The 24,326-nt window shown below is 67.9% G+C and carries 21 protein-coding genes; 16 read left to right on the plus strand and 5 right to left on the minus strand.

The window, feature by feature from the left end; translation table 11 throughout:
• Positions 1 to 19 precede the first annotated feature (19 nt).
• Complete coding sequence (locus CFB89_RS15265) at positions 20 to 478, plus strand: hypothetical protein (protein WP_256979675.1); 459 nt, start codon at positions 20 to 22, stop codon at positions 476 to 478.
• 307 nt (positions 479 to 785) lie between these two features.
• Here the strand turns inward: CFB89_RS15265 and CFB89_RS15270 are convergent, their stop codons facing one another.
• On the minus strand, positions 786 to 1,109 hold the full coding sequence (locus CFB89_RS15270) for a DUF1840 domain-containing protein (RefSeq protein ID WP_006489103.1): 324 nt from the start codon (positions 1,107 to 1,109) through the stop codon (positions 786 to 788).
• Positions 1,110 to 1,308: 199 nt separating this feature from the next.
• Between CFB89_RS15270 and argS the strand changes: the two genes are divergently transcribed.
• The 6 genes from argS to CFB89_RS15300 all read left to right on the plus strand — a co-directional run bounded on the left by argS (position 1,309) and on the right by CFB89_RS15300 (position 9,506).
• On the plus strand, positions 1,309 to 3,090 hold the full coding sequence (argS, locus tag CFB89_RS15275; RefSeq protein ID WP_089468576.1) for an arginine--tRNA ligase: 1,782 nt from the start codon (positions 1,309 to 1,311) through the stop codon (positions 3,088 to 3,090).
• 120 nt (positions 3,091 to 3,210) lie between these two features.
• A complete protein-coding gene (locus tag CFB89_RS15280) occupies positions 3,211 to 4,104 on the plus strand; it encodes an SPOR domain-containing protein (RefSeq protein ID WP_089468577.1) in 894 nt (297 codons plus the stop codon).
• 70 nt (positions 4,105 to 4,174) lie between these two features.
• Entirely contained in the window at positions 4,175 to 4,813 is a 639-nt protein-coding gene (locus tag CFB89_RS15285) for a thiol:disulfide interchange protein DsbA/DsbL (RefSeq protein WP_089468578.1), read from the plus strand.
• 19 nt (positions 4,814 to 4,832) lie between these two features.
• Complete coding sequence (locus tag CFB89_RS15290) at positions 4,833 to 5,606, plus strand: SDR family oxidoreductase (RefSeq protein ID WP_089468579.1); 774 nt, start codon at positions 4,833 to 4,835, stop codon at positions 5,604 to 5,606.
• 444 nt (positions 5,607 to 6,050) lie between these two features.
• Positions 6,051 to 7,655 carry an ABC transporter substrate-binding protein gene (locus CFB89_RS15295; protein WP_089468580.1) on the plus strand — a complete coding sequence of 535 codons (1,605 nt, stop codon included), beginning with the start codon at positions 6,051 to 6,053 and terminating at the stop codon, positions 7,653 to 7,655.
• Positions 7,656 to 7,847: 192 nt separating this feature from the next.
• Positions 7,848 to 9,506, plus strand: a complete 1,659-nt coding sequence (locus CFB89_RS15300; protein ID WP_089468581.1) for an ABC-F family ATP-binding cassette domain-containing protein — start codon at positions 7,848 to 7,850, stop codon at positions 9,504 to 9,506.
• A gap of 7 nt (positions 9,507 to 9,513) precedes the next feature.
• On the opposite strand, the gene CFB89_RS15305 is transcribed toward CFB89_RS15300, so the two are convergent.
• The 3 genes from CFB89_RS15305 to CFB89_RS15315 all read right to left on the minus strand — a co-directional run bounded on the left by CFB89_RS15305 (position 9,514) and on the right by CFB89_RS15315 (position 12,733).
• Positions 9,514 to 9,771, minus strand: coding sequence for a DUF6429 family protein (locus tag CFB89_RS15305; protein WP_179233451.1), 258 nt, complete (start codon positions 9,769 to 9,771; stop codon positions 9,514 to 9,516).
• Positions 9,772 to 9,801: 30 nt separating this feature from the next.
• Positions 9,802 to 11,586 (minus strand): SWIM zinc finger domain-containing protein, encoded by a 1,785-nt coding sequence (locus CFB89_RS15310; RefSeq protein ID WP_089468583.1) that lies wholly within the window; start codon positions 11,584 to 11,586, stop codon positions 9,802 to 9,804.
• 70 nt (positions 11,587 to 11,656) lie between these two features.
• Positions 11,657 to 12,733 (minus strand): MBL fold metallo-hydrolase, encoded by a 1,077-nt coding sequence (locus CFB89_RS15315; protein WP_089468584.1) that lies wholly within the window; start codon positions 12,731 to 12,733, stop codon positions 11,657 to 11,659.
• Between the two features lie 304 nt (positions 12,734 to 13,037).
• On the opposite strand from CFB89_RS15315, the gene aceK reads away from it, so the two are divergent.
• The 9 genes from aceK (at position 13,038) to bioB (ending at position 23,134) form a co-directional block, all read left to right on the plus strand.
• On the plus strand, positions 13,038 to 14,855 hold the full coding sequence (aceK, locus tag CFB89_RS15325) for a bifunctional isocitrate dehydrogenase kinase/phosphatase (protein ID WP_089468585.1): 1,818 nt from the start codon (positions 13,038 to 13,040) through the stop codon (positions 14,853 to 14,855).
• A gap of 53 nt (positions 14,856 to 14,908) precedes the next feature.
• Entirely contained in the window at positions 14,909 to 15,676 is a 768-nt protein-coding gene (gene can / locus CFB89_RS15330; RefSeq protein WP_089468586.1) for a carbonate dehydratase, read from the plus strand.
• A 108-nt stretch (positions 15,677 to 15,784) separates the two neighbouring features.
• Entirely contained in the window at positions 15,785 to 16,462 is a 678-nt protein-coding gene (locus CFB89_RS15335) for an SDR family oxidoreductase (RefSeq protein ID WP_089468587.1), read from the plus strand.
• A gap of 38 nt (positions 16,463 to 16,500) precedes the next feature.
• Positions 16,501 to 16,938 (plus strand): YchJ family protein, encoded by a 438-nt coding sequence (locus CFB89_RS15340; protein ID WP_089468588.1) that lies wholly within the window; start codon positions 16,501 to 16,503, stop codon positions 16,936 to 16,938.
• A gap of 106 nt (positions 16,939 to 17,044) precedes the next feature.
• Positions 17,045 to 18,313 carry a dienelactone hydrolase family protein gene (locus tag CFB89_RS15345; RefSeq protein WP_089468589.1) on the plus strand — a complete coding sequence of 423 codons (1,269 nt, stop codon included), beginning with the start codon at positions 17,045 to 17,047 and terminating at the stop codon, positions 18,311 to 18,313.
• 512 nt (positions 18,314 to 18,825) lie between these two features.
• A complete protein-coding gene (gene bioA, locus CFB89_RS15355) occupies positions 18,826 to 20,172 on the plus strand; it encodes an adenosylmethionine--8-amino-7-oxononanoate transaminase (RefSeq protein ID WP_179233444.1) in 1,347 nt (448 codons plus the stop codon).
• Entirely contained in the window at positions 20,169 to 21,356 is a 1,188-nt protein-coding gene (gene bioF, locus CFB89_RS15360; protein WP_089468592.1) for an 8-amino-7-oxononanoate synthase, read from the plus strand. Before bioA ends, bioF begins: the two co-directional genes overlap by 4 nt.
• Complete coding sequence (gene bioD, locus CFB89_RS15365) at positions 21,353 to 22,075, plus strand: dethiobiotin synthase (RefSeq protein WP_089468593.1); 723 nt, start codon at positions 21,353 to 21,355, stop codon at positions 22,073 to 22,075. The genes bioF and bioD overlap by 4 nt, the downstream gene beginning before the upstream one ends.
• A 39-nt stretch (positions 22,076 to 22,114) precedes the next feature.
• The gene (bioB, locus tag CFB89_RS15370; protein WP_089468594.1) at positions 22,115 to 23,134 is read left to right on the plus strand and encodes a biotin synthase BioB; all 1,020 of its coding nucleotides are present in this window, start codon (positions 22,115 to 22,117) and stop codon (positions 23,132 to 23,134) included.
• 61 nt (positions 23,135 to 23,195) lie between these two features.
• Here bioB and CFB89_RS15375 read toward each other — a convergent pair whose 3' ends face one another.
• On the minus strand, positions 23,196 to 24,284 hold the full coding sequence (locus CFB89_RS15375) for a suppressor of fused domain protein (RefSeq protein WP_089468595.1): 1,089 nt from the start codon (positions 24,282 to 24,284) through the stop codon (positions 23,196 to 23,198).
• Positions 24,285 to 24,326: the final 42 nt, after the last annotated feature.

Below are 24,326 nucleotides of genomic sequence, written 5' to 3' on the forward strand. Positions count from 1 at the left end.
TCCAGGGGCGCGTCGCACAATGACTCACTTCATCAGGATGGTGCTCGTCCTGTTCTCGTGCCACTGCTTCACACGCAGCTTCAAATGGGACGGACGCACCCGCGATGCCATTTCGGACGACGAGATATACGACGACGGCCGCGAGACACGCGTGCTCTGCGCGGACCGGTATCGCGCGTCACGGAAGCTGTTGCGCGGCTTGATCGTCGGGCTGGGGACGCGCCGGATCGTCGTCGCGGATGAACGGCAATCCCATTTCGTCACGGCGGAAGCGGTCGCAACGGACGACACGCAACGCGTGTACGCCGTGTTCCTCGAGGTGTCGAAGGACCGGATCAGGAAACGCCGCTTCATCCTGCGCGTACAGTCGGCCTGCGTGCTGGAAGGCGGCCTGAACCGGCGCCAGCGGGAAGCCCGGAAAGTCGCGTTGCGCACGTTGCTGCGCGCAATCCTGGAAGACCGCAAGATCCGGGCGTAGAAAAACCAACGGCCGCCTTTCGGCAGCCGTCGCATGCGGGATTCTCTTTCCGTCTTTCGACGAAATACCCACTCCAGGTGGGACCCGGTTGCCCGGGCGGCGCTATGTTTTCGCACCCGCTTTCACATAGTCTTGCGTTGAGTTGTAAGGAATTTCACCCGTCGGTCAAGGCAAGCAGCCACGCTGCCGCCCCGATTTCGCGCCCGTCTTCCGCTCGGCGCGGCTTTCATCAGACAAAATAAAAAGCCCGCTCAAAAGCGGGCTTTTTGCTTTCCGGCGAACCGTCCGATCCGCCAAGCAAGGAAGCTCAGAAGCCCCAGTGCACGTCGGCCTGGCCGGCCTTCGCTTCGCGCAGCATCGTCAGGAACGGCGCGACGCGCTGGGCCAGGCTCGGCGGCACTTCGTGGTGCGCGTGGTCGGCTTCGTCCTCGTGGAAATGGCCGGCGTGCTCGGCGCGCTCCTGCTTCGCCTGCGCGACCGCGCCTTCCAGCTTGGCGATCGCGTGGTCCAGTTCGTCGTGCGTAATGACACCACGCTCGCCCAGTTGCTTGCCGACGAGACCCAGCACATACACGGCGAAATCCTTCAGCACGTCGAGATCCTGTGCCGCCTTGCTCTTGAACGTAATCATGACAATTCCCTTTTCATCTTGTTGTGCCTGCGCGGCGCGGTTGGGGAACGCCGGCAGACCGGCGTCCGGCCTCGCGGACGCGGGCCGCCTGAGCGGCATATTAGCACCTGTTAAAATTCTGCGATCCCTGAAACGCGCGCTTAAAAGCGCGCCGGCGGCCCGGCGTTTCCGGCCGTCACCAACGAAGCCTTCTACCAGCATGCTGCCAGCACACAAACAGACCCTCGAAGCCCTGCTCGCGGATAGCGTCAAGCAGGTCGCACACGCGCTGAAAGGCGCCGACGCGGCATTCGTCGCCCCCGCCATCACGCTGGAGCGCCCGAAGGTCGCCGCGCACGGCGACGTCGCGTGCAACGTCGCGATGCAGCTCGCGAAGCCGCTCGGCACGAACCCGCGCCAGCTCGCCGAGCAGATCGTCGCCGCGCTCACCGCGCAGCCGGCCGCGCAAGGCCTCGTCGAAGCCGCGGAGATCGCCGGCCCCGGCTTCATCAACCTGCGCCTGTCGGCCGCCGCGAAGCAGGCGGTGATCGCCGCCGTGTTCGACCAGGGCCGCGCATTCGGCACGTCGGATCGCGAGAAAGGCAAGCAGGTGCTGCTCGAATTCGTGTCGGCCAATCCGACCGGCCCGCTGCACGTCGGCCACGGCCGCCAGGCCGCGCTCGGCGACGTGCTCGCGAACGTGATCGCGAGCCAGGGGTACGCGGTGCACCGCGAGTTCTACTACAACGACGCGGGCGTGCAGATCGGCAACCTGGCGATCTCGACGCAGGCGCGCGCCCGCGGCCTGAAGCCGGGCGACGCGGGCTGGCCGGAAGCCGCGTACAACGGCGAATACATCGCGGACATCGCGCGCGATTACCTGAACGGCGAAACGGTCGCCGCGTCGGACGGCGAGCCGGTCAAGGGTACGGGCGACGTCGAGGATCTCGACGCGATCCGCAAGTTCGCGGTCACGTACCTGCGTCGCGAACAGGACATGGACCTGCAGGCGTTCGGCGTGAAGTTCGACCAGTACTACCTCGAGTCGTCGCTCTACAGCGAAGGCCGCGTCGAGAAGACGGTCGACGCGCTGGTCAAGGCCGGCATGACCTACGAGCAGGACGGCGCGCTGTGGCTGCGCACGACCGACGAAGGCGACGACAAGGATCGCGTGATGCGCAAGTCGGACGGCACGTACACGTACTTCGTGCCGGACGTCGCGTACCACGTGACGAAGTGGGAGCGCGGCTTCACGAAGGTGATCAACATCCAGGGTTCGGACCACCACGGCACGATCGCGCGCGTGCGCGCCGGCCTGCAGGGGCTGCACGTCGGGATCCCGAAGGGCTATCCCGACTACGTGCTGCACAAGATGGTCACGGTGATGCGCGACGGCCAGGAAGTGAAGATCTCGAAGCGCGCGGGCAGCTACGTGACGGTGCGCGACCTGATCGAATGGTCGGGCGGCGCGGCCGCGGGCCAGGAAGCGGCACCCGACCTGATCGACGAGGCGACCATCACGCGCGGCCGCGACGCGGTGCGCTTCTTCCTGATCTCGCGCAAGGCCGATACCGAGTTCGTGTTCGACATCGACCTCGCGCTGAAACAGAACGACGAAAACCCGGTCTACTACGTCCAGTACGCGCATGCGCGGATCTGCTCGGTGCTCAACGAACTGAAGTCGCGCTACAACGTGGACGTCGCGCAACTGCCGGGCGCGGACCTGTCGCAACTGACGAGCACGCAAGCGGCGTCGCTGATGCAGAAGCTCGCCGAGTATCCGGACATGCTCACGCACGCGGCGAACGAGCTGGCGCCGCACGCGGTCGCGTTCTACCTGCGCGATCTCGCTGGCGAATTCCACTCGTTCTACAATGCGGAGCGCGTGCTGGTCGACGACGAAGCGCCGCGCAATGCGCGCGCCGCGCTGCTCGCCGCGACGCGGCAGGTGCTCGAGAACGGCCTGGCGGTGCTCGGCGTATCCGCGCCCGCCAAGATGTAAGGATGTCCGCGCGGCCCCGAACCGGGCCGCGAATGGCTGCGGCAGCACCCGCCGGCGAATGCCCGCCGCCGGATGCTCGCCGCAGCCCTCTCACGATTCTTTTTGCAGGTGACTCAAGCAATGGCACAACCACGCCGAACTTCGAAGCAATCGAAACAAGCAGGAGGGACATTTCTTGGAATCGTGCTGGGCCTGATCGTCGGCCTCGCGATCGCCGTGGTGGTGGCGCTCTACATCACGCGTTCGCCGTCGCCGTTCGTGTCGAAGGTCGCGCCGCCGCCGGCCGACAACGGCGCGAGCCAGCCGCAGCAGTTCGACCCGAACCGCGCGCTGCAGGGCAAGACGCCCGGCCAGCCGGTGCCGCAGGCCGCGCAATCCGCGCCGCCCAACACCGCGCCCGGCCAGGCCGCGAACCAGACCCAGGGCGGCCTGCTGCCCGAGCCGCAGATCGTCGAAGTGCCGCCGTCGGGTAACGCGAACGGCGCCACCGGCTCGAACAACACCACCGCGTCGAACAATCCGTCGTCGGGCAACGGCGTCGCCGTCGCGCCGAAGCCGGCCGACACCACGCCGCCGAAGAAGACGCAGCAGGCGCAGCAACAGCAGCAAGGCGGCGAGGACGACCTCGCACGCTTCGCCGCGCAGAAGCAGGCGCAGCAGGCCGCCGCGCAAAAGCAGCAGCAACAGCAGCAGGCCGCGAACACGCCGAAGCCGACGTCGTCGGCCGCGGCCGCGGCGGCGGCAACGGCGAAGCCGCCGACCGCGAACGACGCGAACACCGGCTACTTCCTGCAGGTCGGTGCGTACAAGACGGAAGGCGATGCCGAGCAGCAGCGTGCGCGCCTGGGCTTCCAGGGCTTCGAATCGAAGGTGTCGAAGCGCGACGTCAGCGGCGTGACCTATTTCCGCGTGCGCGTCGGCCCGTTCTCGAAGTTCGAGGATATGAACTCGGCCCGTCAGCGCCTGTCCGATGCAGGTGTCGACACGGCGGTGATCCGCTTCACGAAGCAGTAAGCCAACCGGCCGCGCCCACGCAGAACCCGTTACGTTCCGTAACCCGAGCAACTGATTCGACGTTCACAACATGAAAAAACTGCTTAGCACGCTCCTTCTGTCCCTGGGTCTGGCCGCGGGCCTCGCGCAGGCCACGCCCGCCGCGCCGGCCGCCGGCAAGGACTTCGAGGTGATGAAGTCGCCGCAGCCGGTGTCCGCGCCGGCCGGCAAGGTCGAGGTCATCGAGTTCTTCTGGTACGGCTGCCCGCACTGCTACGAATTCGAGCCGACGATCGAGGCCTGGGTGAAGAAACAGGGCAACAACATCGACTTCAAGCGCGTGCCGGTCGCCTTCCGTGACGATTTCATCCCGCACTCGAAGCTGTACTACGCGGTGTCCGCGCTCGGCATCTCGGAGAAGGTCACGCCGGCGATCTTCAACGCGATCCACAAGCAGAAGAACTACCTGCTGACGCCGCAGGCGCAGGCCGACTTCCTGGCCACGCAGGGCGTCGACAAGAAGAAGTTCATGGACGCGTACAACTCGTTCAGCGTGCAGGGCGAGGTGAACCAGTCCGCCAAGCTGCTGAAGGACTACGCGATCGACGGCGTGCCGACGGTCGTCGTCCAGGGCAAGTACAAGACGGGCCCGGCTTACACGAACAGCATCCCGGGTACCGCGCAGGTGCTCGACTTCCTCGTGAAGCAGGTTCAGGACAAGAAGCTCTGATCCCCGCCCGCGCGCCGGCATGACTACTCCGCTGAAGGTCTTCATCACCGGCGCGTCGAGCGGCCTCGGCCTCGCGATGGCCGAGGAATACGCTCGCCAGGGCGCCACGCTCGCGCTCGTCGCGCGGCGCACCGATGCCCTCGATGCGTTCGCGCGGCGGTTCCCGAAGCTGTCCATCTCCGTCTATTGCGCCGACGTGCGCGACGCCGATGCGCTCGCGACGGCCGCCGCGTCGTTCATCGCCGTGCACGGCTGCCCCGACGTCGTCATCGCGAACGCGGGCATCAGCCAGGGCGCCGTCACGGGCCAGGGCGACCTCGCGACGTTCCGCGACGTGATGGACATCAACTACTACGGGATGGTCGCGACGTTCGAGCCGTTCGTCGGCCCGATGACGGCCGCGCGCCACGGCACGCTGGCCGGCGTCGCGAGCGTCGCCGGCGTGCGCGGGCTGCCCGGCTCGGGCGCATACAGCGCGTCGAAATCGGCCGCGATCAAGTATCTGGAAGCGTTGCGCGTCGAGCTGCGGCCGGCCGGCGTCGGCGTCGTGACGATCGCGCCCGGCTACATTCGCACGCCGATGACCGCGCACAACCCGTACCGGATGCCGTTCCTGATGGACGCCGACCGCTTCGCCGCACGCGCGGCGCGCGCGATCGCCCGGCAGCACGCGTTCCGCGTGATTCCGTGGCAGATGGGCGTCGTCGCGAAGGTGCTGCACGTACTGCCGCGCTGGCTGTACGACCGCCTGTTCGAGAAGGCGCCGCGCAAGCCGAAGGCCGGCGCGCACTGAGTGTGTCGCGGATCCGGCGCGCGTCGCGCGCCGGGGCGCGACTTGATCGTCGCGGTCGGATCGCGCGCCGCCGAGCGGATTCCCATCCTCCCGCATTCCCGCATTCCAGACGCCCTGCCACACCACGCGTCGCGCGTCGCTGGCGCGATCGTATCCGTTTCGTCGCTCGAGTCGCACCCCGCATTTGCCCAGCGCATCGCGATCGACTGTCGCCTCGACGCCGTCGCCTCGCGCATCGCTCCTAACCTGCCCGCACCGCCGCCCCAACACGCGTTTCGTCGCGAACGCAGCCGTTTGTCGCTCAATTCACCACGTTCCGGCGCCTTTTTCCACGCGTCGCGCGCTTTGACGGTATGCTATTTGCAAGCCGCGTCGGCCGCTCCTCGACCGCGCCGCGCCTGCCTCCGTCATCCAGCGAAAAACACACGCCACGTGGGAGATCCTATGCACGTCAAGCTGTTCGCCGCGGCCGCCGTGGCCACGACCCTCGCCGCCCTTGCCGCCCCCGGCGTCGCCGCCGCCAAGCCGCTCACCGTCTGCACGGAATCGAGCCCGGACGGCTTCGACGTCGTGCAGTACAACTCGCTCGTCACGACCAACGCATCGGCCGACGTGATCTTCAACACGCTCGTGTCCTACGACGAAGCCGCGAAGAAGGTCGTGCCGGCGCTCGCGGACAAATGGGAAGCAAGCGCCGACGGCCTCACGTACACGTTCCATCTGCGCCCGAACGTCGCGTTCCAGACCACCGACTATTTCAAGCCGGGCCGCACGCTGAACGCGGACGACGTCGTGTTCACGTTCACGCGAATGCTCGACGACGCAAACCCGTGGCACAAGGTGGCCGGCGCGAGCGGCTTCCCGCACGCGCAGTCGATGGGCCTCGTGAAGCTCGTGAAGTCGGTCACGAAGGTCGACGACAGCACGGTGAAATTCGTGCTGAACGAGCCGAACGCGACGTTCGTGCCGATCCTGACGATGGGCTTCGCGTCGATCTACTCGGCCGAATACGCGGACCAGTTGCTGAAGGCCGGCAAGCAGGCCGACCTGAACGCGAAGCCGATCGGCACCGGCCCGTTCGTGCTGAAGAGCTACACGAAGGACGCGCTGATCCGCTACGACGCGAACCCGACGTACTGGGGCACGAAACCGAAGGTCGACCGGCTGATCTATGCGATCACGCCCGACCCGTCGGTGCGCCTGCAGAAGGTGAAGGCCGGCGAATGCCAGATCGCGCTGTCGCCGAAGCCGCAGGACGTGCTCGCCGCGAAGGGCGAAAGCGCGCTGAAAGTCGTGCAGACGCCCGCATTCATGACCGCGTTCGTCGCGCTGAACACGCAGAAGAAGCCGCTCGACAACGACAAGGTGCGCGAGGCGCTGAACCTCGCGTTCGACCGCGCGACCTATCTGAAGGTGGTGTTCGACAATACCGCGACGGCCGCGAACAACCCGTATCCGCCGAACACGTGGAGCTACGCGAAGGACGTCGCGCCGTATGCGTACGATCCCGCGAAGGCGAAGCAGCTGCTCGCGCAGGCCGGCTTCCCGAACGGCTTCTCGACGACCATCTGGACGCGCCCGACCGGCAGCGTGCTGAACCCGAACCCGAAGGTCGGCGCGGAACTGCTGCAGGCCGACCTCGCGAAGATCGGCGTGAAGGCCGAGGTGAAGGTGATCGAATGGGGCGAGTTGATCAAGCAGGCGAAGCTCGGCCAGCACGACATGCTGTTCATGGGCTGGGCCGGCGACAACGGCGATCCGGACAACTACTTGTCGCCGCTGTTCAGCTGCAACGCGGTGAAGTCGGGCATCAACTTCGCGCGCTTCTGCGATGCGCAGCTCGACAAGCTGATCGCCGACGGCAAGTCGACCGCCGATCAGGCCAAGCGCGCGAAGCTCTATGAAAGCGCGCAGAAGATCATCCACGACGAGGCGCTGTGGATCCCGCTCAGCTACCCGACCGCGGCCGCGTTGACGCGCACCAACGTGAGCGGCTATCACGTGAGTCCGTTCGGACGGCAGAACTTCACGACGGTCGCCGTGCAGTAACCGTGCGTGGCGCGCAAGCGACGGCGTTCGCGCCGCTCGCTTGCGGCCCGCGCGCCGCGCTTGCTACACTGCGCGCCTATTCCTCATACCGGACGCCAGCCAAAGTGAACGACTAAGCCTTCCCGAAATGTTTTCGCCGCCCGTGCCACGCACGCCGCGCGCGAAGGTCTTCATGCATTTTTGGAGGTGCTTATGGCTGCAGCCACGCCCACCGGCGCGCTCGTCGCGCTTCATCACGTTTCCTTCCGCTTCGACGACGGCGTCACGCTGTTCGATTCGCTCGACCTGTCGATCGATCGCACGCCGACCGGCATCGTCGGCCGCAACGGCGTCGGCAAGAGCCTGCTCGCGCAACTGATCGCGGGGCAGCGCACGCCGAGCGCGGGGACGATCGAGCGGCATGCGCACGTCGTCTACGTCGCGCAGCAGCATGATCACGACCTCGACCGCGACGACGCGGCGGCCGGCCCGCCGACCGTCGCGCAGATCGCCGCGCTCGATGCGCCGCTCGGCGCGCTCGCGCGTCTCGCGGACGGCCGTGCGACACCGCACGACTTCGACCTGATCGGCGATCGCTGGGATCTCGCCGAACGCCTGCGCACGGCGCTCGACACGGCCAGCCTGCACGACGTCCACGCCGACACGCCCGCGCATGCGCTGAGCGGCGGCCAGCTCGCGCGCGTCGCGCTGATCGGTGCGCTGCTGTCGGGCGCCGGCCTGCTCGTGCTGGACGAACCGACCAACCATCTCGACACACCGGGCCGCGCGTGGCTGCGCGCGGCGCTCGACGGCTGGCGCGGCGGCGTCGTCATCGTGAGCCACGACCGTGCGTTGCTCGCCGGCGTGCAGCGCATCGTCGAGCTGACGCCGCACGGCGCGCGCTCGTACGGCGGCAATTACGCGCTCTACCGCGCGCAGCGCGACGCGCAACAGGAGGCCGCGCACGCGGCGCTCGACCATGCGCGCACCGAGCGCGGACGCGTGCGGCGCAGGCTCGAACAGGAACACGACACGATCCAGCGCCACGCGGCCGCATCGCTGCGCGACGCGAAGACGGCCAACCTGTCGTCGATGGCGCGCCAGAGCCGCAAGGGCGCGGCGCGCGCGATCATGGGAACGGTCCGGCGTCATCAGAGCGACTTCAAGGCGACGCTCGACATACGCGTGCAGGAAGCGGCCGCGCGCGTCGAAGCCGACGCGCCGGTGCTCGTCTCGCTGCCCGGCACGGAAGTCAGCGCGCGCCGCCAGCTGTTCACGCTCGAACGCGCGCGATTGCCGTGGCGCGTCGCGGGCGACGCCGACACGATCACGTGGTCGGCGAGCGGCGCCGTGCGCATCGCGCTGACGGGCCCGAACGGCTGTGGCAAGTCGACGTTGCTGAGGATGCTCGCGGGCGAGCTCGCGCCGCGCTCAGGTATCTGCACGACGCACGTGAGCGCCGCGTATCTCGACCAGCGGCTCGCGCTGCTCGACCCCGAACGCTCGATCGTCGAGCAACTGGGCGCGCTCGATACGCCGCTCGCCGAAGGCGACCTGCGCAGCCGTCTCGCGCTGCTGCAGCTCGACGCGGCGCGGGCGACGCAACCGGCGCGGCAACTGAGCGGCGGCGAACGGCTGAAGGCCGCGCTCGCGTGCGCGTTGTGGCGCGGCACGCCCGCGCAATTGCTGCTGCTCGACGAGCCGACCAATCACCTCGATCTCGAATCGGTGCGCGCGATCGAAGCCGCGCTGGCCGGCTTCCCCGGCGCGATCGTGGTCGCATCGCACGACGCCGCATTTCTCGCGGCGCTCGAACCGACGCACACGATGCAGTGGGATCGCGGCGGGTGGCGCTACGAACCCGCCACATGAGTGAGGACTACGCTTGCTCGTCCGTCCGCGCATCGTCCGATGCGACGACAAACAGCCGGGCGAAGAGACGCTCCGACGCACGCAAGCCTTCATCGGTGAGGACGACGGATTTCGCCTTGTTGAGCGGATCGACGATCAGCCCGCGCTCGTGCAATCGATTCAACGCATGCCAATCGAAGCTTTTCCACGCGCGATTACCGTCGTGCAACGTCAGATGAAGAAGCGCGAGCACGGTGTCGTCGACGGCCCGCACATCGATATTCATCTCCATCTACCCTCCCTTCCGCCGGCCGCATCACGCGCCGAGCTTCTCGAGCAGCTTGATGAAGTTGCGTTTCGCCCGGTAGGTCTTGCGAATGGTTTCCAGTTCCGCGTCGAATGCCGCCTCCTGACGATGCGCAACCCGGAGCCCACGAATCTCGCGCACGATACCGAATGCCTCGTCGTACCGCGCACTGCCCGCGCCATGGTCGAGCGCGAACGGCAGATACCGGTGATACAGCGCGATCGCGTCATCCGGATGCGTCTTCGCGCGCGCCGCCGCCATCGTCGGCCATACGAGGGTATCGACCGGCCCGCCCTGGAACGCCTCCCACGCTGCGTCGTCATCCCGCTCCGCAAGCAAAAGCTTCACCAGTTCGGTGCGCGGCGGCGGCTCCCAGCTTCGTGCGCCGACGCTCGGCCGCCCCGCCGATTCCCGCTCGCGGGCAAGCGACTGGAAATGCGAGATCGCACGCGCTTTCACGGCGGCGTCTCGCCTGATCCGCTTCGCGACCTTCATCAACGCGCGAAATGCCTCCGCCGTCGGGTAATGCGCGAAGCGTTGCCACGCAAGCTCGTCCGCCCGATCGAACGCGCGTCGGCGCACATGCTCTTCGATGCAGAAGCCAAGCAGGCGGTCGTCGTGCCGATCCTTCAGCTCGCGCATCCCGCGTTCGGCCCATGCGAGTCCCTCGTCGAAACGACGGTGCGCCGCGCACAATTCGGCGATCTGCGCATACCGGTACGACGCCGACAGGTCCTTCGACCAGATGCGTATCAGCGCGTCGACGTCGCCGTCATGTTTCGCGAGCGTCTCCATCGCATGTTCCAGATTGTGGCGCACCGTGTCATGTGCGTACTCGTCGCGCTTGTTCGCCGGCTGCGCGGGCAGCACGGCCCAACTCTCCTCTACCCGCTCCCGATAACGGCTCAATCCCGCGTCACCGAGTACCTCCGCGTACGCCGGCAGCACATCGCGGAACGTATCCCACTGGCCGCCGGCTTGCAGACGAAACAGCCGGTCGGCCAGCTTCACCGGATCCGGCCGCGTCTGAATGCACGCATCGAGATGCAGAGCGGCCAGTTCGCCGATGCCGGGCGCGACGCTGCCGTCCGAATCGTCGATCTGTTCGAGGCTCGCTTCCGCGTCGGCAATCGCCAGCTCTGTCAGCTCGACGACCTGCGCTGCATGAGCGCCCGCCAGTTGTCGGCGCAGCATGTCGGCGAGTTCAAACAGCCCTTCTCCAAAAATGTGCGCTTCGTCCCAGCCAAGCGGCCGTGACACGCGGGCCATTTGCCGGACGGCGGTGCGCAGGCTCGCGATGTCGTCGGCATTCGCGGCACGTGCGTCGAACAGCAGCCTGTCGCGCAACGATCGGTCGCGCTCGGCCGCGTCGAGCAGGTAACGGCGCAACGCGTGCTCGTCGAGCGTCTCCAGATGATCGCGAATCAGCTCCGCGTGCGTCTTGCGCTTGCGCCGCGGCCGCGCCGGCTCGGGCGCTTCGTCGTGAAAGACCGCTTCGCCGCTGTCGCCCAGCCACGACAACGCAACCGCCACCGCATGCTTGCAGAACGCGCCGCCGTCACCGACCGGGCAATTGCACGCGTAGTCCAGCGTGTCGTCGTCACCCACCGCGAATGCGACGCGATAGCGATACGTGCCGCGCACGGTCGCCGACAGTTCGCCGTCGCGTTCGGTCAACCCCGAAACGGCGCCGTCGTGATAGTAAGCTCGGCCGCGCTCGAAGGATTGCGGGTCGGCCAGTGTCCGGATGGCCGACAGCGTGATGAGGTCGGAGAGACTGACATTGCGTGGCATGACTGATAGAGCGTATCGGCGCTGAATCGGAAATGATGGACAAACTGTTCCCACTCCGCAACCGGCGAACTCAGGCTAGCGCGAAGCGAATCACCCCGTCGTCTCCCTGCTCGCGCACGAGTTCGCCCGCGAGCCACGGCAGGTTCAGGTGCGCGAGCGCCTCGCCGAGCGCGAAGGTCATCTGGTGGATGTCGAGCTCGCGGCGGCGGAACATGATCGGCACGACGTCGGCCGCGCTCATCGGCTGCTCCGCGCACGCGACGCGCACTTCGGCCAGGCGCGCATCGTGGTGTTCGCGCAGTTGCGCGATGCGCGTGCGCACGCCGCGGAACGGCTTGCCGTGCGACGGCAGCACGAGCGTGTCGGGCGCCATCGTCTCGTAGCGGCCGAGCGATTCGAGGTACAGCGCGAGCGGGTTCGCTTCCGGTTCGAGATCGAACACCGACACGTTCGTCGAGATGCGCGGCAGCACCATGTCGCCGGAAATCAGCACGCCGTCCGCTTCGCTGTGGAGCGCGCAATGTTCAGGCGAATGGCCGAAGCCGGTAACGACGCGCCACGTGCGCGCGCCGATCGCCACCGCGTCGCCTTCGCGCAGGCGCCGGTAGCGCGGCGGCACGGCCGGCACGAGGTCCGAGTAATAGCCGCGGCGGTTGCGCAGCTGGTCGAGCGCGGCCGGATCGGTCAGCCCGTGGCGCGCGAAGTGCTCGGCGGCGGCCGCGCCGCCCGCGTTCGACCCGTTGCCGGCCGCCATCAGGCAGCCGAACATATATTCGCCGAGCGTCATCCACAGCCGCACGTTCCAGCGGCCCTTGTCGCCGCCTTCGCACAGCCAGTTCGCGAGGCCGAAGTGATCGGGGTGGCAGTGCGTGACGAGCACGCGCAGCACGGGCAGGCCGTCGAGATGCGCGTCGAAGATCTGCTCCCAGTGCGTGCGGATCGCATCCGACGCGATCCCGCAATCGACGATCGTCCAGCCGGCCTGCCCGTCGATCTCGTCGCGCAGCAGCCAGAGATTGATGTGGTCGAGCGAGAACGGCAGCGGCATGCGCAGCCAGCGCACGCCGGGCGCGACCTCGAACGTGTCGCCCGCGGCGGGCAGCGTGTCGGCGAAGGGGTACTCGAGTTGATGTTCCAGGGCGTTCATCGGTGGGGCGTCTCGTCGTTATCGGTGCGAATGCGTGCCGGCGGCAGCGCGCGGCGGGCGGTGCGTCGATTCTATCGCCGCCGCGCGAAACGGGTGCCCGACGCACGCCGGCCCGGCAGAAAAAAGTTCGTGTCAGAATCGGTTCCGTACCCGTATCTTTACGCGAAGATGCATCGAACGGCGCCCAACGGCGATCAACGCGCCGATTGACGGCCGTTCGCGCGTCACCGCGAAAGTCATTGAAACGCCGACTTGGGCGCTAAAATGGCGAGTGCTTACAGCCCCTTGAACGAGCCTGCACGCGATGAATCACTTCCCCAAACTGCTGTCGTCGCAGATCGGTTTCGACGTCGCCCAGACGATGCTCGAATACTTCGATCGCCATTACCGGATCTTCCGCGAAGCGGCGGTCGACGCGAAGACGCTGTTCGAGCGCGGCGACTGGCACGGGCTGCAGCGGCTCGCGCGCGAGCGGATCACGTCGTACGACGATCGCGTGAAGGAATGCGTCGAGGTGCTGGAAGACGAATACGACGCGGAGAACATCGACGACGAAGTGTGGCAGCAGATCAAGCTGCACTACATCGGACTGCTCACGTCGCACCGCCAGCCCGAGTGCGCGGAAACCTTCTTCAATTCGGTGTGCTGCAAGATCCTGCACCGCTCGTATTTCAGCAACGATTTCATCTTCGTGCGCCCGGCGATCTCGACCGAGTATCTGGAGAACGACGAGCCGGCCGCGAAGCCGACCTACCGCGCGTACTATCCGGCCACCGACGGCCTCGCGGTCACGCTCGAGCGCATCGTCACGAACTTCCAGCTCGAGCCGGCGTTCGAGGATCTCACGCGCGACATCGGCTGCGTAATGCAGGCGATCGACGACGAATTCGGCCACTTCGACGAAGCGCCGAATTTCCAGATCCACGTGCTGTCGTCGCTGTTCTTCCGCAACAAGAGCGCGTACATCGTCGGCCGCATCATCAACGCCGACCGCGTGCTGCCGTTCGCGGTGCCGATCCGCCACGTGCGCCCGGGCGTGCTCGCGCTCGACACCGTGCTGCTGCGCCGCGACCTGCTGCAGATCATCTTCAGCTTCTCGCACTCGTACTTCCTCGTCGACATGGGCGTGCCGTCCGCATACGTGGATTTCCTCTGCACGATCATGCCGGGCAAGCCGAAGGCCGAGATCTACACGTCGGTCGGGCTGCAGAAGCAGGGCAAGAACCTGTTCTACCGCGACCTGCTGCACCATCTGTCGCATTCGAGCGACCGCTTCATCGTCGCGCCCGGGATCAAGGGCCTCGTGATGCTCGTGTTCACGCTGCCGTCGTTCCCGTACGTGTTCAAGATCATCAAGGATTACTTCCCGCCGCCGAAGGAAACGACGCGCGCGCAGATCATGGAGAAGTACCAGCTCGTGAAGCGCCACGACCGCCTCGGGCGGATGGCCGACACGCTCGAGTATTCGAGCGTCGCGCTGCCGCTCGCGCGGCTCGATCACGCGCTCGTGCGCGAACTCGAAAAGGAAGTGCCGTCGCTGCTCGAATACGAGGACGACAAGCTCGTGATCGAGCACCTGTACATCGAGCGCCGGATGACGCCGCTGAACCTGTACCTGCAGAACGGCAGCGACGCGGACGTCGAGCACGGCGTGAAGGAATACGGCAACGCGGTGAAGGAGCTGATGAAGGCGAACATCTTTCCCGGCGACATGCTGTACAAGAACTTCGGCGTCACGCGCCACGGCCGCGTCGTGTTCTACGACTACGACGAGATCGAGTACCTCACCGACTGCAACGTGCGGCGCGTGCCGCCGCCGCGCAACGAGGAAGACGAGCTGTCCGGCGAACCGTGGTATACCGTCGGCCCGCACGACATCTTTCCGGAGACCTACGGGCCGTTCCTGCTCGGCGACCCGCGCGTGCGCGACGTCTTCATGAAGCATCACGCGGACTTTTTCGATCCCGCGCTGTGGCAGGCGAGCAAGGACAAGCTGATGCAGGGCGAATTGCCCGATTTTTATCCGTACGACACGGCCCTGCGCTTCAGCGTGCGCTACCCCGCGCGCTTCGACGCGACGGGCCGGAACGACGGCGCGGGCGACGCGCAGCGCGCCGCCTGACGCCGGTGCCCCCACCGATATCGACTTGATTTCCGCCAACGGGATCCACACCGATGACTACCCAAGACAATCCGCTTTCACATCTGTTCGACAACAACGATGCCTGGGTCAAACGCCAGCTCGCCGACGATCCCGATTTCTTCGCACGGCTCGCCGACCAGCAGGCGCCGGAATATCTGTGGATCGGCTGCTCCGATTCGCGCGTGCCGGCGAACCAGATCATCGGCCTGCCGCCGGGTGAAGTGTTCGTGCACCGCAACATCGCGAACGTGGTCGTGCACAGCGACCTGAACTGCCTGTCGGTGATCCAGTTCGCGGTCGACATCCTGCGCGTGAAGCACATCATGGTGGTCGGCCACTACGGCTGCTCGGGCGTGAACGCGGCGCTGCACAACCGCCGTGTCGGCCTCGCGGACAACTGGCTGCATCACGTGCAGGACGTGCGCGAGCGCCATGCGGCGCTGCTCGACGAATGGCCGGTCGGCGAAGCGCGGTATCGCCGCCTGATCGAGCTGAATTCGATCGAACAGGTCGTCAACGTGTGCCGCACGACGATCGTCAACGACGCGTGGGCGCGCGGCCAGTCGCTCACCGTGCACGGGCTCGTGTACGGCGTGCACGACGGCCGGATGCGCAACCTCGGGATGTCCGTGTCCAACTTCGACGCGCTCGACGAGACCTACAAGCGCTGCGTGGCCGCGCTGACCGCACGCGGCCAGCACGCGCCGGACAACGACATGGTCGCGGCGGATGCCGCGCGGCTCGAAGGCGTCGCGCAGGCCGTCGCCGCCACGCTGAAACCGTGCGACGACGCGCAGTAACGTGCGGTGACGCGCCCGCCGCCCGGCGGCGGCCACACGGGCGCGGCGCGCCTCGAACGGACTGACACCGGCACCGCCACGGCGGCGCCAATCCAAGGAGCGACGGGTATGAAAACCGTATTGATCGTCGGCGCATCGCGCGGCCTCGGCCGTGAATTCGTCCGGCAATACCGGCGCGACGGCTGGAACGTGATCGCCACCGCGCGCGACGCGGCGTCGCTCGATGCGCTGCGTGCGCTCGGCGTGCAGCCGCATGCGCTCGACATCGCGCAGCCCGCGCAGATCGCGGCGCTCGGCTGGAAGCTCGACGGCGAGCGGCTCGATGCGGCCGTGCTCGTGTCCGGCGTGTACGGGCCGCGCACCGAAGGCGTCGAGACGATCACCGAAGAGGATTTCGACGCGGTGATGCATACGAACGTGCGCGGGCCGATGCAGTTGCTGCCGATCCTGCTGCCGCTCGTCGAGGACGCGCGCGGCGTGCTGGCCGTCGTGTCGAGCCGGATGGGCAGCATCGCCGAGGCGACCGGCACGACCGGCTGGCTCTACCGCGCGAGCAAGGCCGCGCTGAACGACGCGCTGCGCATCGCGTCGCTGCAGACGCGCCATGCCGCGTGCATTTCGCTGCACCCGGGCTGGGTGCGCACCGACATGGGCGGCGCGCAGGCCGCGATCGATCCGGAAACGAGCGTGACCGGCATGCGTCGCGTGATCGCCGAATCCGCTTCGGACGTGTCCCAGGCGAACGGCCGGTTCTTCCAGTACGACGGCATCGAGCTGAGTTGGTGAGCGGCCCAGCCACCGATCGTTGTTAATTCATATTACGCATGACTTTGAATCGACCTGACGCGTGCCCGTGCGGCGGCGCGTCCGCAGCGCCCGCCGGCAACGCGCCGGCGCCGCGCTACGCGGCCTGCTGCGGCCGCTTCATCGACGGCGGGCAAGCCGCGCCGACCGCGCTCGAATTGATGCGCTCGCGGTACAGCGCGTACGTGCTCGGCGCGACCGACTACCTGCGCGCGACGTGGGCCGCGCGCACCTGCCCGCACGATCTCGACACCGATCCGGACGCGCCGGACGCGCCGCGCTGGCTCGGCCTCACGGTCAAACGGCACGTACCGCTCGACGACCGGCATGCAGAGGTCGAATTCGTGGCCCGCTACAAGGTCGGCGGACGCGCTTACCGGCTCCACGAGACGAGCCGTTTCGAGCGCGACGAGCAGGGTTTCTGGCGCTATGTCGACGGCGAAGTAAGTGAACGCTGACAAATAGTTGCCATGTCAGACGCCGGGTAATTCCCGCATTGCACAACCTGATTTTGTCGGGCTACGATGGGTTCGACTTGGTCATGTTGCGTGGCAGGGCTTACGGATGGCGTTCAGCAAGGTATTGGTGGGATGGATGGCGGCCTGCGCGCTGTCGGCCGCTCAGGCCGGTACGCTGCCGAGCGCCGATACGGGCGCGGGCGCCAGCGGGTCGCTCGCTCACGCCGAGCATTTCGACTACGCCGACTCGAACCTGCCGCAGGTCGCCGCCGATCTCAACGAGCAGATCCTCCGCATTCCGGCCGACGCGTCGGGCGCCATCACGCTCGAGGCGACGCTGTTCAAGCCGAACGGGCCCGGCCCGTTCCCGCTCGTCGTCTTCAACCACGGCAAAAATACCGGCGATCTCCATCTGCAGCCGCGCAGCCGGCCGCTCGCGTTCGCGCGCGAATTCGTGCGCCGCGGCTATGCGGTGATCGCGCCGAATCGCCAGGGCTTCGCCGGTTCGGGCGGCACGTATCAGCAGGAAGGCTGCAACGTCGGCAAGAACGGCCTCGCGCAGGCCGCCGACGTCGATGCGACGGTGCGCTACATGTCGCGCCAGCCGTACGTCGATGCGTCGCGCATCGTCGTCGCCGGCACGTCGCACGGCGGGCTCGCGTCGGTCGCGTACGGCACCGAAGCCGCGGCGGGCGTGCGCGGCATCATCAACTTCTCCGGCGGCCTGCGCCAGGACCTGTGCGACGGCTGGCAGCGCAACCTCGTCGACGCATTCGACCAGTACGGCGCGCACACGGCCGTGCGCTCGCTGTGGCTGTACGGCGACAACGATTCGGTATGGACGCCCGCGCTCGTCGCGCAGATGCACGATGCGTACGTGTCGCACGGCACGCAGGCGCAGTTCGTCGATTTCGGCCGCTACAAGGACGACGCGCACCGGCTGATCGTCGATCGCGACGGCGTGCCGGTGTGGTGGCCGGCCGTGCACGCGTTCCTCGCCGAACTGAACCTGCCGACCGCGGTGCGCTATGCGGTCGCCGACCCGCACGAGCCGAAAGCGACCGGCTACGCGTCGATCGACGCGGTCAACGCGGTGCCCTACGTCGACGAAGCCGGCCGCGAAGGCTATCGCCGCTTCCTGAACCAGCATCCGAGCCGCGCGTTCGCGGTGTCGTCGGAAGGCGCGTGGTCGTGGGCCGAAGGCGGTGACGACCCGATGGCGCTCGCGCTCGACAACTGCGCGAAGCAAGGCGCCGGCGCGTGCCGGCTGTATGCGGTCAACAACCGCGTCGTGTGGAACGCCGACACGACACAGACGGCCGACAACGGCGATCGCGCCCGCGATACCGATACGCGCGCACTGGCTTCGCGCTGACGCGCGGCTGCCTTTCCTCCTGCTTCCCTTCGCGCGCCGTCGATTCACGCTCACGGCGGCCCTCCCCCGCCTGCTCGTCAAATCGCGCATACGCTACGTAATGCTCGTTTTTACGAGCAATCGACTTGAATTCGCGCCAGATCTCCTCCAGTCGTCCGGCCTTGCGCCGCCCCATTGATCGGACAATCCGCGGAGCAAGGTCGCCCCGTTGTCGCCACCAACACCGCCCGTCATCGTTCCCCCTATTTCGCCACCCCGGCCGCACCCCGTCCCACGATTTTTTCTGTCGGGGGGTGTCACTCGAACGTCGTCATCTGCGCGCATTTCTCCCGATCCGCCGCGTTCCGTCCCGAGCACCCACGAACTGCGCCGAACTCCCGCCCAGCAAGGCTTTGCGGCGTTTGTAACCGCTAGTGCAACGTCCGGCGGAACACGCTAATCTCTGCGCGTTTCGTATCCCGCCGCGCGGCATTCCGTCGATGCCGCGCGGTCGTTTTACCCCCGGAGTCGCCTTGAGTACGCCAGCCACCGACGACTGGGTCGCGCGCAGCCTGCGCGCGGTCTGGCATCCCTGCACCCAGATGAAGCACCACGAGCGCCTGCCGCTCGTCCCCGTCGCGCGCGGCGCGGGCCTGTGGCTGTACGACCGTGACGGCCGCCGCTACTTCGACGCGATCAGCTCGTGGTGGGTCAACCTGTTCGGCCATGCGAACCCGGACATCAACGCCGCGCTGAAGGACCAGCTCGACACGCTCGAGCACGCGATGCTCGCCGGCTGCACGCACGAGCCCGCGATCGAGCTCGCCGAACGGCTGCATGCGCTCACCGCGCGCACGCTCGGCCATGCGTTCTTCGCGTCGGACGGCGCGTCGGCCGTCGAGATCGCGCTGAAGATGAGCTTCCACGCGTGGCGCAACCGCGGCCGCGCGAACAAGCAGGAATTCGTCTGCGTCGCGAACAGCTATCACGGCGAGACGATCGGCGCGCTCGGCGTGACCGACGTCGCGCTGTTCAAGGATGCGTACGACCCGCTGATCCGCCACGCGCACGTGGTCGCGTCGCCCGATGCGCGCGGCGCGCTGCCGGGCGAGACGGCCGCCGACGTCGCGGGCCGCGCGCTCGCGGACGTGCGCCGACTGTTCGTCGAGCGCGGCGACCGGATCGCCGCGCTGATCGTCGAGCCGCTCGTGCAATGCGCGGCCGGCATGGCGATGCACGATCCGTCGTACGTGCGCGGGCTGCGCGCGCTGTGCGACGAATTCGGCGTGCACCTGATCGCCGACGAGATCGCGGTCGGGTGCGGGCGCACCGGCACCTTCTTCGCGTGCGAGCAGGCCGGCGTCTGGCCCGATTTCATGTGCCTGTCCAAAGGCATCAGCGGCGGCTACCTGCCGCTGTCGCTCGTGCTCACGCGCGACGACGTGTTCGCCGCGTTCTACGACGACGACACGACCCGCGGCTTCCTGCACTCGCATTCGTACACCGGCAACCCGCTCGCGTGCCGCGCGGCGGTCGCGACGCTCGACCTGTTCGCGCGCGACGACGTGCTCGCGAGCAACGCCCGCAAATCGGCGACGCTGCGCGCGGCGCTCGCGCCGCTCGACGCGCACCGCCAAGTGCGCCACCTGCGCGAGCGCGGCACGCTGTTCGCGTTCGACGTCGCGCTCGACGGCGACGCGGCGCGCGGCTTCTCGCGGCGTTTCTTCGAACACGCGCTCGAACGCGAACTGCTGCTGCGCCCGATCGGCACGACCGTGTACCTGATGCCGCCGTACGTGATGAGCGACGACGATATCGCGTGGCTCGCGCAGCGCACGCGCGACACGCTCGACGCGACGCTGGAGGGCCTCCGCCGATGAGCCTGCTCGACACCCTGCAACGCGGCCTCGCCGACCTCGACGCGCAAGGGCTGCGCCGCGTGCGCCGCATCGCCGACACCGCGTGCGACGCGCGCATGACCGTGAACGGCCGCGAGATCGTCGGCTTCGCGAGCAACGACTACCTCGGCCTCGCCGCGCATCCGGCGCTCGTCGCCGCGTTCGCCGAAGGCGCGCAGCGCTACGGCTCCGGCAGCGGCGGCTCGCACCTGCTCGGCGGCCATTCACGCGCGCACGCCAAACTGGAAGACGAACTCGCGGGCTTCGCGGGCAGCTTCTCCGATGCGCCGCGCGCGCTGTACTTCAGCACCGGCTACATGGCGAACCTCGCCGCGATGACGACGCTCGCCGGCAACGGCGCGACGATCTTCTCCGACGCGCTGAACCACGCGTCGCTGATCGACGGCATGCGGCTGTCGCGCGCGAACGTGCAGGTCTATCCGCATGCGGACATGGCCGCGCTCGCCGCGCTGCTCGACGCATCGAATGCCGAAACGAAGCTGATCGTCAGCGACACCGTATTCAGCATGGACGGCGACCTCGCGCCGCTCGCCGAACTCGTCGCGCTGGCCGAGCGCCACGGCGCGTGGCTCGTCGTCGACGATGCGCACGGCTTCGGCGTGCTCGGCCCGCAAGGCCGCGGCGCGCTCGCGGCCGCCGCGCTGCGGTCGCCGCATCTGGTGTACGTCGGCACGCTCGGCAAGGCGGCCGGCGTCGCCGGCGCATTCGTGATCGCGCATGAGACCGTGATCGAATGGCTGATCCAGCGCGCGCGAAGCTATATCTTCACGACGGCCGCGCCGCCGGCCGTCGCGCATGCGGTATCGGCGAGCCTGAAAGTGATCGCGGGCGACGAAGGCGACGCGCGCCGCTCGCACCTCGCCGCGCTGATCGATCGCACGCGCGCGCTGCTGCACCGCACGCGCTGGCAGCCGGTCGATTCGCACACGGCCGTGCAGCCGCTCGTGATCGGCAGCAACGACGCGACGCTCGCGGCAATGCGCGCGCTCGACGCGCACGGCCTGTGGGTGCCGGCAATCCGGCCGCCGACGGTGCCGGCCGGCACGTCGCGGCTGCGCGTGTCGCTGTCGGCCGCGCATTCGTTCGACGATCTGGCAAGGCTCGAAGCGGCGTTGATCGAAGCGAGCGACGAGGCAGCAGCATGACCACCGCCCCGCTCTCCGTTTTCATCACCGGCACCGACACCGAAATCGGCAAGACCTTCGTGTCGGCCGCGATGCTGCACGGCTTCGCGCGGCACGGCCTGCGCGCGGCCGCTTTGAAGCCGGTCGCGGCCGGCGCGTACGAACGCGACGGCGTGTGGCGCAACGAGGACGCCGACCAGCTCGATGCCGCCGCGAACGTCGTGCTGCCGCCCGAACTGCGCACGCCGTTCCTGCTGAAAGCGCCGGCCGCGCCGCATATCGTCGCCGCGCAGGAAGGCGTGACGCTCGACCTCGACACGATCGTCGCGTGCCATCGCGAAGCGCTGACGCGCGCGGACGTGGTCGTCGTCGAAGGCGTCGGCGGTTTCCGCGTGCCGCTGAACGACACGCAGGACACCGCCGATCTCGCGGTCGCGCTCGGCCTGCCCGTCGTGCTCGTCGTGGGCGTCCGGCTCGGCTGCATCAGCCACGCGCTGCTGACGGCCGACGCGATTCGCCGGCGCGGCCTTACGCTCGCGGGCTGGGTCGCGAACCACGTCGACCCGGCCATGTCGTTCGCCGACGAGAACGTCGCGACGATTCGCGACTGGCTCGCGCGCGAGCACCGCGCGCCGCTCATCGGCCGCGTCGCGCACATGACGCCGGCCGCCCCCGAATCCGCCGCGGCGATGCTCGACATCGCCGCGCTCGTCGAATCGCTGCGCACCGCGCGGCATTGACTCAACCGATCCCCCATCCCGCCAGGACAGGAAAACGAAATGACCCAAGCCCAGACCGCCGCCGTGCAACCCGACGCGATTCCCGTGGCGGCGCCGACGCCGCAGCGCTGGCGCGTCGCCGACGTCGTCGCGCTGTTCGAGCTGCCATTCAACGACCTGATGTACCGCGCGCAGCAGGTGCATCGCGAGCACTTCGACGCGAACGCGGTGCAGTTGTCGACGCTGCTGTCGATCAAGACGGGCGGCTGCGAGGAAGATTGCGGCTATTGCTCGCAGTCGTCGCATCACGACACGGGCCTGAAGGCCGAGAAGCTGATGGACGTCGACACGGTGCTCGACGCCGCGCGCGCGGCGAAGGCGAACGGCGCGAGCCGCTTCTGCATGGGCGCCGCATGGCGCAACCCGAAGGAGCGTCACATGCCCGCGCTGACCGAGATGGTGCGCGGCGTGAAGGAACTCGGCCTCGAGACCTGCATGACGCTCGGCATGCTGGAAAACGAACAGGCTCGGCAGCTCGCCGACGCGGGCCTCGACTACTACAACCACAACCTCGACACGTCGCCGGAGTTCTACGGCCAGGTGATCTCGACGCGCACGTACCAGGACCGTCTCGACACGCTCGACCGCGTGCGCGACGCGGGCATCAACGTGTGCTGCGGCGGCATCATCGGGATGGGTGAATCGCGCCGCGAGCGCGCGGGCCTGATCTCGCAGCTCGCGAACCTGAACCCGTATCCGGAATCGGTGCCGATCAACAACCTCGTCGCGATCGAAGGCACGCCGCTCGAAGGCACCGCGCCGCTCGACCCGTTCGAGTTCGTGCGCACGATCGCGGTCGCGCGCATCACGATGCCGAAGGCCGTCGTGCGCCTGTCGGCCGGGCGCGAGCAGCTCGACGATGCGATGCAGGCGATGTGCTTCCTCGCGGGTGCGAACTCGATGTTCTACGGCGACCAGCTGCTGACGACGAGCAACCCGCAGACGCAGCGCGACCGTGCGCTGTTCGAGCGCCTCGGCATCCGCGCGAGCCAGGCCGACATGCTGGCGGAAAACGCGTAAGCGGTCACGGCCGGCGCGCCGCGCCCGCCAACGGAGAAGCCGGGGCATGCCCCGGCTTTTTTCATCCGATCGTCTGCACCGGATTGCCCTGCGCGTCACGGATCACGGTCTTCTCCACCCGCCAGCGCACGCCATCGAGCCCTTCGATCGCGTACTCGCCGGCACGCGGCTTCAGCGTGCGCGCCAGCGCCTGGACCGTCGCATCGGTGAGGCGCAGCGTCGGCGTGCCGTCGTCGTCGGTCACGCCGTTCGCGTCGCCGCGCACGAACCGCACCGCGCCGTCGTGACCGACGAGGCGAAACGGCCGATCGAACGGCAGCCGCAGCGGCAACAGCGTGACGAGTTCGTCGACCTGCCGCGCGCCGACGGTGATCTCGATCACCGGCACGCGCAGCAGCCGCTTGCGGGTTTCCCAGCCGAGCACGTCGGTGAACAGGTAGCCGCTCGCCGAGCCGTCGCGCTGCGTGCCCGCATCGACCTGCTCGCGCACGTCCGCGCGTTCGAGCAGCGACGCGCGGCCGAGATCGGTCACCCACAGCGGCATGTGCGGCAGCAGCGTGTCGAGCAGCGCGCGCGTGCGCCAGCGCTTCGCGGCGCGTTCCTCGTCGAGCGTCAGCCCGACGACCTGCAGGAACGCGAGACGGCCGTGCGGCGTGTCGATCGCCGGCAGTTCCGGATCGAACGCGAAGCCCATCGAGCAGAGCGCCGTATCGGTATCGAGCGCGATCGGGCCGTTGGCCGTCATCCAGTGGCCGTCGTCGAACGCGTTGCCGCTCTGGAATACGTAGCGTGCGAGATTCTGCAGGAAGCTGAACACCCAGCGCGGCGGCTCGTCATCGCCGGCCGCGCACGCAACGCGCATCGTCAACTCGAAGCCGAAGCCGCTGACGGCCGGATCGTCCGACTCCTTCGCATACAGCTCGCTCAGCCCATACGTGACGAAATGCCAGTGCGGCACGGGTTCCGCGCGCTGCCACACGCTGATCCCGTCGAGCGGATCGGGGCCGCCGAGGCGCCACTTGACCAGCGTGCCGTAGTGCTTCGGCGCCTGGCCCGGATAAAGGCGCGCGAGCGCAGCGTCGATCGCGTCCCAGCCGGGCGCGGCATCGTCGTTCGCGCCGTCTTGCGTGTCCTGCGTGGCGTCCGTCATGTGGCCCTCTCTTCCCGATGATGTCGTGTTTTGTGGTGTCGG

Origin of the sequence: Burkholderia sp. AU16741, from assembly GCF_002223345.1 — a bacterium.
In the GTDB taxonomy this organism is placed as follows: domain Bacteria; phylum Pseudomonadota; class Gammaproteobacteria; order Burkholderiales; family Burkholderiaceae; genus Burkholderia; species Burkholderia sola.